The following is a 13,218-nucleotide window of genomic DNA, read 5'->3' on the forward strand; positions in this document are numbered from 1 at the left end:
CTCCCGCTTTAGCCCACGGCGTGGCGCTGGAGCCACATCTCCAGCAGCGCCAACTGCCAGAGCACGTTGCTGTTGACCGCGGTCCGCTGCATGTTGGGATCGGCCAGCAAGCCGTCGATGTACGCGGGCCGGAAAAGTCCGCGCTGCTTGGCCTCGGGTGCGTGGAGTGCCTCACGCACGATGGAGATGAAGGGTTCCGCCAGGTGCTGAAGGGCGGGCACCGGGAAGTACCCCTTGGGCCGGTCCACCACCGCGGCCGGGAGCAACTGCCGGCCCAGGTCCTTCAGAATCCCCTTGCCGCCCTGCGACGCCTTCAGCTCCGGTGGGCAGGATGCAGCAAGCTCCAACAGCTCATGGTCCAGGAACGGGACGCGGGCTTCGATGCCCCAAGCCATCGTCATGTTGTCCAGCCGCTTGACCGGATCGTCCACCATCAGCAGGTGGGTGTCCAGGCGGAGCACCGCGTCCAGGGCGGTCTCGGCCCCTGGGGCTTCGAGGTTGGCGGCCAAAACCTGGCAGCTCACGTCAGAACTGCAGAACCACTCGGGTTCAACGATGTTCAAGAGCTCGTCATGACTGTGGTCCACAAAGTTTGAGGTGAACACGCCCTGGGCCTCCGAGCGGCTCACCCCGGCAAGCGGTTGGTGGTACCCGTATCCACCAAAGACCTCATCTGCGCCCTGGCCGCACTGCACTACCTTCAGATGCTGCGCAACAGTCTTCGAAAGCAGGTGGAACGCCGTCACGTCATGGCTGGCCATGGGTTCGGACATGGCACCTACGGCACCATCAATGGAGGGTGCGAATTCGGAGGTGCTGATGTGCAGTCGCTCATGCCGCGTCCCGAACTCCCTCGCCACCAAGTCGGAATACACGAACTCGTTCCCCGAGTCGCCGCCGGCGCCGTCGAACCCGATGCTGAAGGTGGACAGCCCGTGTTGGCCCTCCTCGGCAAGCAGGGCAACAAGCAGGCTGGAATCCAGTCCCCCGGAGAGAAGCACGCCCACCGGTACGTCGGCGACCATCCGCCGTCGTACTGCTGTCTTCAGGGACTCGCGGACTGCGTCCTGCCAGTCCGCCGCGGACCAGCCCGAGTGCTCCCCGCGCCGCGTGTAGCTGGGCCTCCAGTACTCGCGGTCATGCCAGGTCCCGTCGGCCCGGATGGTCCGGATGGTGGCGGCCGGCAGCTTCTGGATGCCGCGCAGGACGGTTCTGGGCGCCGGCACGATCGAGTGCCAGCTCAGGTAGTGGTGCAGTGCCGTCTCGTCGATGGAGGTGTCGATGCCGCCCGAAGCCACCAGCGCCGGCAGGCTGGACGCGAAGCGCACCCTCCCGGGCAGTTGCGAAACATACACAGGCTTAATGCCCAGCCGGTCCCGGACCAGCAGGACTTCCTGCCGCTGCGGATCGTAAAGCGCCACCGCAAACATTCCCACCAGGTGGTGGACAAAGTCGTCGCCCCACTTCCGGTAGGCCTTCAGGATCACCTCGGTGTCGCTGGTGGACCGGAAGGTGAACTCGGGCTCAAGTTCCCGGCGCAGTTCCTTGTAGTTGTAGATGCATCCGTTGAAGATGACAGACAGGCCGCCGTCGTCCAGCATTGGCTGGGCACCCGCCTCGGAAAGGTCAATGATGCTGAGGCGCTGATGCCCCAGTGCTACCCAGCCCGACTCCCAGGTCCCCCGCCCGTCGGGGCCCCTCGAAGTCATTGCCCCCATCATCTTGAAAACCGACTCCTGGGAGGCTTTTCTCCCATTGAAGGCAATCTCGCCAGCTATTCCGCACATGTTGAGGTCCTCGTTCCTTGCACCTATCTACAAACTCTGGTCGCGCGCCAGGAGTGGCGAATCGGTGAGCCTGTGAGCTGCTCGATCGCGGTCAGCCCGAACCTCTGGATCATCCGCTGGTAGCGCAGCCCGGGGGTGGCGGTGGACTGCACCGGCAGGGCGACGTGGCAAGGGCGGCGGCACGCGCCCCCACTGAACGTGCGGTGGAATCGGCGCTCGCCCGCCGCGCTGTGATGTCCTGGGCCAGCTCGTCGAGGGTGATCCTCGGTCACTTCCCTCACGGGGGACGCATGCTGGGACAGGAGGAAATCGATTGTACTTAGAGGCCATGATTGCTCCTTGGTTTAAACCTTGAAGCGTTTGGCTTAACCTCATTGTCTAAAACATACTAAGCATGCTTATTTGTTGACCGCAAGGCATTGAAACACAGAATCACCCCGAAACAAGGCGCCTTTCGCGCTGTTTCGGGGTGATCCTTTATTGCCTTTGTGGCTCCCTGATAGGGCAGGGTTACCTGCCCTATCCAAGCGGCGGACCGGCGAGGCTGGCATTGATCTCCGCAGAGACCGACGCCGGCGAGGCCGGCAGGAGCCGGGACAGGAACTTTGCGCGGGCTGCTTCGACGAACCCGCGGAAGAGGCCGAAGTCCTCGGGCAGCTCCTCCGGGTGCCACTGGATGCCCATGGTGAAGGTGTTTGCGGGGTATTCGATGGCTTCCACCACCTGGTCCTCGCTCCACGCTGCAGCAACAAGGCCGTGGCCAAGCTTGTCCACGGCCTGGTGGTGGGACACCGGCACGGGTCCCGGGTTGGCGCCGATCAGCTGCTCAAGCCGGGAACCGGGTTTGATTTCCACGGGAATTTTGTTGAAGTTGTAGCCACCGGGCTGGTACTGGCCGTTACCAATCACATCCGGCAGGTGCTGGTGGAGGCTGCCGCCGAGCGTGACGTTCAGCAACTGCTCGCCCCGGCAGATGCACAGCAGCGGGACGTCCTGGCGGATGGCTTCCTGAATCAGGGCCTGCTCCCAGGCGTCACGCTTCGGTCGGGGCTCGTCAGTTTCGGGGTGGGCTTCCTGGCCGTAGAGGGCCGGGTCCACGTCCCAGCCGCCGGGAACAACCAGGCCGTCGAGCCGGTTCACGAGCTGTTCGATCATGCCCTCCATCACCGGCTGCGGCGGCAGGAGGATGGGCATACCGCCCGCGGCGATGATCGGCTTCAGGTAAGTCTCGGGCAGGAATGCCGCACTGACCGTGCCGCAACCATCGGTGCGCGCCTGTTCCAGGTACGTGGTGAGTCCAATGACTGGTTTCATCGCGGCGTCGGTGGTGTGCACTGTGGTCCCTCCAGGAAAATCTGACTGCCTTCAATTTTAGGGCCGCAGGAGGCCCGGAATGTTTCGTCGGCGTCAATTCCAGGTGTCGAGACGATCACACTTCTTGGCTTATTCCTTGTCCCCGGGGACCACCCGGAAGCGACGGTTCCGGAGGGATGGGACGCGGGTCCGGACAGCCGCGATCCGCTCAGGCTCGAGCTCGGCAAACACCACTCCCGGCGCTTCCCCCGCATTGGCGATGACCACCCCGAACGGATCGACCACAATTGAGTACGCCGTCGCGAGCGGGCCGCACTGGTTGGCCGTCACCACGTACGAGGTGTTTTCGATGGCACGGGCACGCACAAGGGTGCTGAAGTGGTCTTCTTTCCCGGGGCCCACGATCCACATGGACGGCAGCAGCAGGACGTTGGCTCCGGCGTCCACCAGGTAGCGGGCGCTTTCAGGGAACCTCAGGTCGTAGCAGGTGAGCATGCCCAGGCGGAGCTGGCCGTAGGAGAGCAGATCGGGATGGCCGATGGTGCCCTTGCTGGTTCCATCGCTTTCACGGTAGCCAAAGGCGTCGTAGAGATGGACTTTGCGGTACGTGCCCTCCACTGCACCCCTGGCATCGATGGCCACCAGCGTGTTGTAGGGAAGGCCGTTGGGGTTGGCCTCTGCGGTTCCCACCACCACGGGCAGGCGGAGGGCCTTTGCGAGTGCCGCAATACCTTCGATGAAGGGACCGTCCAAGGGCTCGGCCACTTCCGCGAGGACACTGGCGGGTTCGGTGCTGGCGTAGAGGCTGGACTCCGGAAGCACCAGCAGGTCCGCGTTACCGAGGGCGGCAGTTTCCATCAGCCGCCCGATGTGCACCAGGTTCCGCTGGGGTTCCCTGCCGGCGCTGAACTGCCCGGAGGCGATTCTCACTTCAGCCCTCCTGCCACGGCGAAACGGCCCCTCAACAAAGGTTCGCACACCCGGCTCAACGCGAACAGCCCCGCCGGCCCCCTCCCCTGCAACTCGCTGCCTCAATCAGCCAGCCAAGGGCTTGACCTGCGCAAACCACGAGGAACTTTTGACTCAACCTTGCAGAATTACCCCGGCGTATTTTAATCGAGGCCTTGGATAGTTACTGGTGCAAGACCGGAGAACCAAGGTGGATTCTCTGGTTTAGCCATCAGCCTCCTGGCGGAGTTTTGAAGTGGGCTCCGCCAGGTATTCAATCCTCGACTTCCGCAGCGGAATGCTCCCTAGCGGGCGTCGGGAATCTGAAGCTGGCACCCCCTGCGGTGCCTTCCATACGTCCCGGCGTCCTACTCTCCCCCCCCCGTAGCGGCGCCGGGACCTTCAAGGTTAACCAGTGCTGGGCGCTTCACTGAAGTCTGAAGGTCCACTCAAATAAAACTGCAGGTCAGGCCGGTATTATTCCTTCGACGCGTCCGTTCGCCGCAGCCGGTCCGGCGGGTGCAGGTCGATGATCGGAAGGTGCCCGTCGGTGCGGATGGCGTCACCGCCGCCGTTGCGGTGGTGGTAGCCGCTGTAGTAGTTGAGAATCACGTGTACTGACTCAACGGCATTGGCCGAGCGAAGCGTCTCGATGATGAAGTCCCGTTCCTCGTCTGTACGGTCGGCGATCTTGTGCGTGATCTGGAAGGTAAAGAGGGACAGCCCCACACTCCGGTCGTAGGTGCCGGCCCCTACCCAGTCCACGGCCAGGCCGCCAGGCAGCATCCAGCCGGCCGGGCATTTCCAGAACCGCACGTGGTGCCGCTTGCGTGGGTTGCCGTCAATTTCCCGCTGGAAAGCAAGGTCCTGCTTGTTTCCGAAAACATAGAGGGAGCTCACGGGGGCCTGCGGGTAGCTGTGACCCATGACAGTCGAGGTGAGCGTGCGCCAGGCCGTGGCCGGGGTGATGGGGTCGGCTTCCACCCACCCAGCCGTCCGCATCGCCTGCCTCAGCTCCTCCTTGGGTCCCACCACGGCGAGGTTCACGGGATCGCCCAGTACGCCGTCGCCCGTCCTGGTCCGCCCGATGAAGTAGTCCGGGATGTACAGGCTGCTCAGGATCTTGTGGATACGCGGAAGCAGCGCATAAGCCAGGATCAGCCACACTGGCAGGAACACCCACGTCTGCTCCGGCCCACGCGATAGCCGTGCGAGCAGGAAGTAGTAGACAGCCCAGCCCACGGCAATGGTCACCACCAGGTACAGCAGCCGCTGCAGGACCGCCAAGACCGTAGCCCACCTGCTTTGCCGGCGCTCGACCGGGCTGTTGGAACGCGTGTGGTCCGGCTCGTCCGGAACGGCCCGCTTCCCGCCAGTGGACGTCACAGTGCTTCTCCCTTCGGTCGCTTACTCATCACCAGCCTAAGGTGCGGCGAACCACGCAGCCCGGCCTCGCCAGCGCTAAACGACGCAAACCACGTCACGCAGGAAGGTTCAGCTGCTCCACGATGATCCGCGCCGTCTCAGGGTCCCCAAGGATCCTGAAGTGCCCGGCGGTGGGCAGCTTGATGTTGGTGGCACCGGGCAGGACGCTGCCCTCGGGAATATGCGGATCAAACGGGCCGTAGATGGACGTGATCCGGCTGTTGATCCTCTCCTCGCGGGCAAGCTGGAGGGTCAGTGCGTTGCGGGGAGAAAAAATCCGCAGGCTGGGCAGCAGCATATACCGGGCGTAGCGCGAGCCGGAAAACGGTGTGCACACGGCGATCATCCGGTCGATCCGGTGCTCCGGATCCAGGTTCAGCATGGCGTACTTCCCGATGAGCCCGCCCTTGCTGTGCGCCACAATAACCGCGTCCTGCAGGCCCGCCTCCTCCAGGTGCTGGGCCACGAGCCGGGCGGCAGCAGGGACGCCCAGGCTGTTCCGCTGCAGCACCGTCACCACGTGCACCGGATGGCCGGCGTCGTGGATGCACTGGATGAGGGGCAGCATGAACTGCCAGTTTTCGTACACGCCGGGGATGATCACCACGGGTGCGCGGTGGCCCTGGTGGAATGAGCCGGGCTGCACACGGGAGAGCATGCCGCGGACCTGCCATACGCCGGCATAAAGATAGTCCTGCAGCCACCACACGCCTTTTTGCAGCGCGCTGATTCGAGTGGGCGTGCCCGTTTGACTCATCTGTCGAGGATAGCCCCCACACGCGTTGCGCCATCACTTTTGGCGCAACGGGCGGGAGTCAGTAGTTCCGCCGGTGCTTGAGGCGGGGAATTACGACGGCGAACACGGCCGCCGCCGCGAACCCCAGTACTCCTGTGGCTGAGATCCCCGCCCCCAGGGATGCCAGGGCCGTCACCCCGGAGAGGAGGACGGGCCCGCCGGTGGATCCGGCGTCCGCCATAAACCGCCATAGCCCCAGGAACTGGCCGCGCCCCCGGTCCGGCGAGAAGTCGGCACCCAAGGTCATCACCAGGCCGGAACTTATGCCGTTGCCGAACCCGATCAGCAGCGACGCCAGGAGCAGCCCCACAAAGGACCCTGTCAGCGGAATCAGCAGCAGCGCCGTTCCCATGATCAGCGTGGACGGTACCGCCACAAACTGGCGGCCCTTCCGGTCCATAAGCTTGCCGGCCGGATAGAAGACCAGCATGTCGATGGCACCGGAGAGCCCGTAAATTAGGGATGCCGATGTGGCATCCATGCCCAGGTGGTCCGCCCACAGCGGGATGACCACCTGCCGCGAGGAGCGCAGAGCGCTGAGCAGCAGGATTCCCACGCCCACGCTCAGGAACACGCCGGCGTGGGAAACCGCAACGCTGCGGAGGGTCGGCTCCGGGCCGGGCACTCCGCCGTCGCGCGTTTCCGCCAGCTCGAGGTCCGGGATGGTGAGGGACAGCAGCGCCGCCGCAGCCATCGCCACCACGCCCACCCAGTAGGCACCGCCAATCCCGGAGAACTGCATCACGGCGGCACCCAGGAAGGGCCCGATGAACACGCCGATCCGGTTCACCCCGCCCAGGGTGGACAGCGCCCGCGCCCGGAACGTTACGGGAACGGCTTCGGTGAGGTACTTTTGCCGGGCCAGCCCGAACACCGCGCCGGACATGCCGACGACGGTCATCGCCACCGCGAGCAGCCACAGTCCGTTAGGGATCAGGGAGGACAGCCCGGCCGCGGCGAGGGCCAGGCCGGCGGCGACCGCAGCTCCTACGATGGCCCAGCGCTCGCCGAATTTCAATGTCACCAGGGATGCAGGCAGGTTGAAGAACCAGGAGCCCAGACCCATCAGGGTGACGATCAACGCGGCCACTGCGACGGATGCGCCAAGGTCGCGGGCGGTCAGCGCCACCACCGGAAGAATCGCTCCCTGGCCAATCCCGAAGAGCAGTGTGGGGCCAAAAGCGGCCACCGCGATGCTGCGAAGGCTGAAGGGCTGTGCATCATCCGGGAAAGTCATCAGATTTATCCTAGGGTGGCCGGCATGGCGCGAGAGAAAAGCAAAGATTTGGGGGTCACAAAACCCTTGTAAAGGACTAGCGTTTGCCTTATGGGGTGCTGATTCGCGCCCACGGCCAAAGGGGAGGTTCATTTCATGGGTGAAGTGTGGATCCGTACGCTCGGCAACGGGCTGGTCCGGGCAGACAAAGTCACCGAGATTACATCAACCCGGGGATCCCTCCACGAGGACCAGGGTTATCTTCTGAAGGTCATCGTGGACGGCAAAAGCCACGCACTGATCGACGACAGCGACCTTCAGGGAACCTTGGCCGAGCGGCTCGAATATGCGCGGCATGTCGAGGATGCCCTGCTGCTCGCCATCGATGAGGCGCGGGACAGCGATGCGTCCGTGGTCATCTCCTTTGAGCCCGAGCGCGAGCGCTGGTCATCAGCCCCGGTGACAGTCTTAACCGGCAGGCTTCCCGAAGCGGTGGGCTAGGCCCGCGCCTGGAAGGCGTAGGCGCCTAAATTCCGGGCCCGGAAGATGGGGCGTTGTAGGTCGCCGGCTGGAAAGTCCGACGGCGGGTTGCGGCTGATTGCCGCAGCCTGCCGTTCCGGCGTGCGTGCTTGCACAGCCCGGCTTGTCACAGGATCAGCATCCAAATCGGTGTAATAAATACGTAACTGTTGCGTGCGTCACAATTGCCCCTTACTCTGGATGAGGCTTAAGAAACAGGCCATAGCAAGAAGCTGCAGCGTCGCAGCCAATGCCGGGGAGGGCTTTAGAACTTGAATTCCAAGCTGAACATCGTTGTCCGTGTAGATCTAGACCATGCCAAGGCTCTGGTGATTGCAAAGGGGCATATCACCATCCACAGTGTGAACGCACTCTATGTAGTAGTTAAGCGGGCCAATTCCCTAAGGAAAGGGCTCGACCTGAAGCTGGACATCACCCACGCACGGGTTGATGAAGAAGCCCTGGAAATGCTTCATACCGCTTCCGAAACGCATCACCTGCCGGCCAGGATTGATCCGCAGCAGGCACCTTGCACCATCAGCGTCCTGGCACCGCGCCGGGAGCACGCACCCGCACGGCGCGCACTGATCGCCGCCTAAAGCTTCGCAGGGAAGGCACCGGCAGCGCCCAACAATCGGGCCAAGTGTGCCAGCCACAGACTTTCTTCTGACAGATTTTCCACAGGCTTTGAGTGCAGTTGTATCCGAAAAGACGGGTAGCTGCACTCTTAGTTTGAGGAAAGCACTTCAAGCACAGGCCGGTTCGCCGCCCGCGTTTGCGTCCAGCCATTCCTTGAGGAGCGGCGCGGGCAGCGGCCGTGCGAAGTGGTACCCCTGGGCGAGGTCGCAGCCCATGGCCTTGAGCGTATGAGCCTGGCCGGGGGTTTCCACGCCTTCGGCGACGGCCCGGATGCCCACCGCGTGCGCCAGGTCAATGCAGCTGCCCACAATGGCTGAATCTCCGGAGTCCGACCCCAGTCCGTTGATGAAGGACTGGTCAATTTTCAGTTCGTCGATGGGGAACTTTTTCAGGTAGGTCAGGCTGGAGTACCCTGTGCCGAAGTCGTCAACAGCGAGTCCGACGCCCAGGTTCTTGAGGGCCGTCAGCGATTCGAGGGCGGCAGCAGGATCGGCCATGAGGGCGGTTTCGGTGATTTCCAGCAGCAGGAGCGCCGGGTCGATACTCCTCAGCCGGAGGGCAGCTTCCACCATCGGCACCAACTCGGGGTCATTGAGCTGGCGGGCAGATAGGTTGACAGCAAATTCAAGGCTCGCGCCGCCGGGGCCCTCCCCTCGCCAGTTGTCAGCCTGCTTGAGTGTTTCGCCAAGGACCCACGCGCCCAGGGGCCGCACCAGTCCCGACTCCTCCGCCATGGTGATGAACTCTGACGGCGGCAGCAACCCGCGGGTGGGGTGCTGCCATCTGACCAGCGCCTCCACCCCGCTCGTGCGCCAGGTGCGCAGGTCTATCCGGGGCTGGTAGTGCACGCGGAGGGCACCTTCCCTGATTCCGCTGCGGAGTTCGCCCAGGGCGCGGAGCCGGTCCACGGTGGGATCCGATTCCGCGGGCTCATGCAGTTCCCAGCGACTGCGTCCCAGTTCTTTTGCCCGGTACATGGCGATGTCCGCGCGGCGGATGAGGTCTTCAAGGGTTTCCCCGGCATTCTTCGCCACAGCCACTCCGATGCTCGCGGACGTGACAATTTCCAGGCCTTCGATCTGCATGGGTGTCTTGAGGACCTCCAGAAGCCCGGCTGCGAGTCCGGTGGCTTCCGTCGGGCCGGCAAAGGCATCCACCACAACGAACTCGTCGCCGGAAAGCCGGGCCACAGTATTTGTTCCTGCCGCCGCCGACAACAGGCGCTGCGCCACGGAGACCAGCAGCTCGTCCCCCGCCGCGTGCCCCAGGCTGTCATTGACGGCCTTGAAATGGTCGAGGTCGATAAAGAGGACGGCCAGCCTGTCCGCTCCGGCACTGCCGCCGGCGAGCTGCTGGTCCAGCTCCGACTTCAGGCCCGCCCTGTTGGGCAGGCCTGTAAGGGCATCGTGCAGGGCGAGGTGCTGCAGTTCCTTCTCGGCCTCGGCGCGCCGGGCCTCGGATTCCTCGGCTGCCCGGAGGGCGGCCACCAGTTCCTGTTCGTACATCCGGCGTTCGTGCGCGCTGAAGATAATCACCCGGACGACGGCGGGCTCCCCATCCGAGGCCGGGGACCGTGACGCCGAGAGCAGCGCTGCCCGGCGCTCGCCCTTTGCGCCGACGATTTCGACCGCGATTTCGGACACGGCACCGGTGATGCCCAGCTGCGGGATGCAGTGGGTTGAGTACAGGATCTGGTCGCCGATAGGCATCAGGGACTGTAGTTGGGACCCGAGCAGGTGGGAGCGGCCGTAACCGGTCCAGCTCACGAAAGTGTCATTGACCGCGGTAATGCGTCCGCCGTCGTCCGTCATCAGGTAGCCGCAGGGTGCCTGGTTGAACAGCGCCTCGAAGTGGCCCCGGCCAGGGGTGTCTGTCACGGGCTGAACGCCAAATATTGCAGGATCGCCTCAGCCGTGGCCTTCGGTGCACTGACATGCGGGCAGTGGCCCGTGGCCTGCAGCTGCACCAGGGAGCTGCGTTCCAGGTGCTGGTGCACGTAGGTGCCCACCTCCGGCGGCGCGAGCAGGTCATCGGAACACTGCAGGATCAGGCAGTCGGTGGGCACTCTTCCGAGTACCTGCCGGGTGTCCGAAAGAAAGGTGACTCGGGCAAAGTGCCGGGCGATGGACGGATTGGTCCGGCAGAAGCTGCTCCGGAGTTCCTCCGAGAGCTCCGGAGTCTCCGGGTTGCCCATCGCCATCGGCGCCAGCGCTTCGGCCCAAGCAAAGTAGTTGCTGTCCAGGGATGCCAGCAGGCCCTCGATGTCCTCCTGCGAGAACCCGCCCACGTAGCCGTCGGCGGAGTCGTTCGTGTAGCGCGGAGACGGGGCAACCAGGATGAGCCTGGAGAACTGCTCGGGTTCCTGGATTGCTGCGATCACCGCGATCATCGCACTGACGCTGTGGGCCACAAGGATGACGTCTTTCAACTGCAGGCTCTCGCAGATCTCCAGCAGGTCCGCCGCGTAGCCGTTCAGGGACCCGTACTTCTCCCTGTCGTAGGCATCCACGTCAGAGTGGCCTGCTCCCACGTGGTCAAAGAGCACCAGCCGGTAATCGTCCGCGAAGTACGGCAGCAGCCTCCGCCACATGTCCTGGTCGCAGCCGTAGCCGTGGGCGAACATCATCACCGGCCCGTCAGCCCGCCCGGATACCGTCACGTTGTTCCGGCGGATCACCGTGGAAACCGCTGCAGTTGCTGCTTCGACCATTTTTCACTGACCCCTATGTAGGGTGACGTTGTCTTGCCTCAGATACTAGTGGCGGACGGATCCGGAATCCTAGGATTCCCGCAGGCTGGACCTGCGCCGCTGTGCTCGGTCCTCAACACATTCCAACTGGTTCTTGGGCCGGAGCCGAAAAGGGTGATCACACGCCGAGGGCCCGGCGGCGAAACCGTGTGTGGGTTTCGCTGCCGGACCATCGGCCACAAGGACATGTGTGCTGATGACATGTTTGGTGTGTTTGGTGTGGTGTGTCGGTTTTGTGTTGTGTGGGGTCCTCCCTCCGCTCAGCCTGCTTGGTGCAGCCGCTTCAGGCGCATGGTGCAGGCACGGTCAGCAACCGTTCGGTGTCCTAGGAGACCTTGCGCTTGCGGAGCATCAGGAGGATTCCTGCGGCCAGGAGCAGCAGGGCAAGCGGGACCAGGGAGGCGTCCACGCCGGTGTTGGCCAGGGCCTTGGCGCCCTGGGTGGTGCCTGCCTGGGCGGGGGTGCTGCGGACGGTGGTGTCCGGGGCGATGGCGCCGCTCACTGCGGTGGAAGCGGCCGGTGCTGCGGAGAAGCCGCCGGTGGCTGCGGTGCCGGAGTCAGAACCGTTGCCAATGTCGGTGCCCGTGCCGGGGCCGGGGGTGTTTGTGCCCGGGGTGTTGGTTCCGGGGGTGTTGGTGTCGGGGTCTTCGGTGCCGGTGCCTCCCGTGTTGCCGTCACCGGGGGTTTCGGTGCCCGGGGTTTCCGTGCCGGGGGTTTCGGTGCCGGGTGTGCCGGTGCCGGGGTTCTCCGTGCCATTGCTGTCACTGCCCAGGCCCAGGCCCAGATCCAGGTCCAGGTCGGCAACCACTCCACCGGTGTTACCGCCGGTGCTGCCGGTGCCAATACCGACCACTGCATCTACTACGGCGCTGAGTCCGCCGGTGGTTCCACCGGTACCACTGCCGCCAAGATTAACGCCGACGACTGCATCAACCAGTGCGTCGGCTCCACCGGTGGTGACCCCATCAGCAGCGCCGTTGGTGCCGCCGAGGCTGACGTCCACAAGCGCGTCCAGACCGTCGGTGGTGACCCCATCAGCAGCGCCGTTGGTGCCGCCGAGGCTGACGTCCACAAGCGCGTCCAGACCCTCCGTGCTGACCCCATTCGTGGTGCCGTTGGTGCCGCCGAGGCTGACGTCCACAAGCGCATCCAGACTGTCGGTGGTGACCCCATTCGTGGTGCCGTTGGTGCCGCCGAGGCTGACGTCCACAAGCGCATCCAGACTGTCGGTGGTGACCCCATTCGTGGTGCCGTTGGTGCCGCCGAGGCTGACGTCCACAAGCGCATCCAGACTGTCGGTGGTGACCCCATTCGTGGCGCCCTTGGTGCCACCAAGGTTAACCACGACGTCCGCGGCGGCTGCCAGGTCGGTCGCGGCCGGGGCAGGTGCGCCGGTAACGGTGTTGCCCACACCGAGGTCCACGACAGCGGCCGCGGCGAGATCCGGGGTGGTGGTCTGGCCGGTCCCGTTTCCAAGGTCAACCGCGACGTCTGCGGCAACTGCCAGGTCGGTTACGGCCGGGGCAGGTGCGCCGGTGACGGTGTTGCCCACACCGAGGTCCACGACAGCTGCCGCGGCGAGCTCCGGGGTGGTGGCCTGGCCGGTCCCGTTTCCAAGGTCAACCACGACGTCCGCGGCAATTGCCAGGTCGGTGGCGGCCGGGGCCGGCGTGCCGGTGACGGTGTTGCCCAGACCGAGCTCCACGACAGCGGCCGCGGCGAGCTCCGGGCTGGTGGCCTGGCCGGTGCCGGTGACGGCTCCGAGGTCCACTGCGGCGTTGACTACGGCGGCGACGGCCGTTGACTCCGACGGCGTTGGGCCACC

General features: G+C 64.6%; 11 protein-coding genes. 2 read left to right on the top strand and 9 right to left on the bottom strand.

Going from position 1 to position 13,218, the window contains the following annotated elements:
- Positions 1-8: 8 nt before the first annotated feature.
- The 6 genes from CXQ88_RS03145 to CXQ88_RS03170 all read right to left on the bottom strand — a co-directional run bounded on the left by CXQ88_RS03145 (position 9) and on the right by CXQ88_RS03170 (position 7,507).
- A complete protein-coding gene (locus CXQ88_RS03145; protein WP_104042671.1) occupies positions 9-1,787 on the bottom strand; it encodes an N-acetylglutaminylglutamine amidotransferase in 1,779 nt (592 codons plus the stop codon).
- 519 nt (positions 1,788-2,306) lie between these two features.
- A complete protein-coding gene (locus tag CXQ88_RS03150; protein WP_104042672.1) occupies positions 2,307-3,122 on the bottom strand; it encodes a gamma-glutamyl-gamma-aminobutyrate hydrolase family protein in 816 nt (271 codons plus the stop codon).
- 108 nt (positions 3,123-3,230) lie between these two features.
- Positions 3,231-4,031, bottom strand: a complete 801-nt coding sequence (locus CXQ88_RS03155) for a carbon-nitrogen hydrolase family protein (protein WP_104042673.1) — start codon at positions 4,029-4,031, stop codon at positions 3,231-3,233.
- A gap of 495 nt (positions 4,032-4,526) precedes the next feature.
- The gene (locus CXQ88_RS03160; RefSeq protein WP_104042674.1) at positions 4,527-5,435 is read right to left on the bottom strand and encodes an LssY C-terminal domain-containing protein; all 909 of its coding nucleotides are present in this window, start codon (positions 5,433-5,435) and stop codon (positions 4,527-4,529) included.
- A gap of 94 nt (positions 5,436-5,529) precedes the next feature.
- Entirely contained in the window at positions 5,530-6,231 is a 702-nt protein-coding gene (locus tag CXQ88_RS03165) for an esterase/lipase family protein (RefSeq protein ID WP_104042675.1), read from the bottom strand.
- A gap of 58 nt (positions 6,232-6,289) precedes the next feature.
- The gene (locus CXQ88_RS03170) at positions 6,290-7,507 is read right to left on the bottom strand and encodes an MFS transporter (RefSeq protein WP_104042676.1); all 1,218 of its coding nucleotides are present in this window, start codon (positions 7,505-7,507) and stop codon (positions 6,290-6,292) included.
- Positions 7,508-7,642: 135 nt separating this feature from the next.
- Here CXQ88_RS03170 and CXQ88_RS03175 point away from each other — a divergent pair, with 135 nt between their 5' ends.
- Entirely contained in the window at positions 7,643-7,987 is a 345-nt protein-coding gene (locus CXQ88_RS03175; RefSeq protein ID WP_104042677.1) for a hypothetical protein, read from the top strand.
- Between the two features lie 380 nt (positions 7,988-8,367).
- Positions 8,368-8,604: a hypothetical protein gene (locus tag CXQ88_RS03180; RefSeq protein ID WP_306736197.1), complete on the top strand. Its 237-nt coding sequence runs from the start codon at positions 8,368-8,370 to the stop codon at positions 8,602-8,604.
- A gap of 147 nt (positions 8,605-8,751) precedes the next feature.
- On the opposite strand, the gene CXQ88_RS03185 is transcribed toward CXQ88_RS03180, so the two are convergent.
- From CXQ88_RS03185 to CXQ88_RS03195, 3 genes are all read right to left on the bottom strand, one after another.
- A complete protein-coding gene (locus CXQ88_RS03185) occupies positions 8,752-10,521 on the bottom strand; it encodes a sensor domain-containing protein (protein WP_258061664.1) in 1,770 nt (589 codons plus the stop codon).
- Complete coding sequence (locus CXQ88_RS03190) at positions 10,518-11,354, bottom strand: alpha/beta fold hydrolase (RefSeq protein WP_104042679.1); 837 nt, start codon at positions 11,352-11,354, stop codon at positions 10,518-10,520. Before CXQ88_RS03190 ends, CXQ88_RS03185 begins: the two co-directional genes overlap by 4 nt.
- A 364-nt stretch (positions 11,355-11,718) precedes the next feature.
- Positions 11,719-13,218 (bottom strand): hypothetical protein (locus CXQ88_RS03195; protein WP_146069162.1); only part of this gene is annotated, 1,500 nt, incomplete at its 5' end.

This window comes from Arthrobacter sp. ZGTC412 (assembly GCF_002929215.1).
In the GTDB taxonomy this organism is placed as follows: Bacteria; Actinomycetota; Actinomycetes; order Actinomycetales; family Micrococcaceae; genus Arthrobacter.

Bases quoted from the DNA above. Each gene is read 5' to 3' on its own strand.
- CXQ88_RS03190 (WP_104042679.1), bottom strand. From the start codon at position 11,354: ATGGTCGAAGCAGCAACTGCAGCGGTTTCCACGGTGATCCGCCGGAAC.
- CXQ88_RS03170 (WP_104042676.1), bottom strand. From the start codon at position 7,507: ATGACTTTCCCGGATGATGCACAGCCCTTCAGCCTTCGCAGCATCGCG.
- CXQ88_RS03145 (WP_104042671.1), bottom strand. From the start codon at position 1,787: ATGTGCGGAATAGCTGGCGAGATTGCCTTCAATGGGAGAAAAGCCTCC.
- CXQ88_RS03165 (WP_104042675.1), bottom strand. From the start codon at position 6,231: ATGAGTCAAACGGGCACGCCCACTCGAATCAGCGCGCTGCAAAAAGGC.
- CXQ88_RS03175 (WP_104042677.1), top strand. From the start codon at position 7,643: ATGGGTGAAGTGTGGATCCGTACGCTCGGCAACGGGCTGGTCCGGGCA.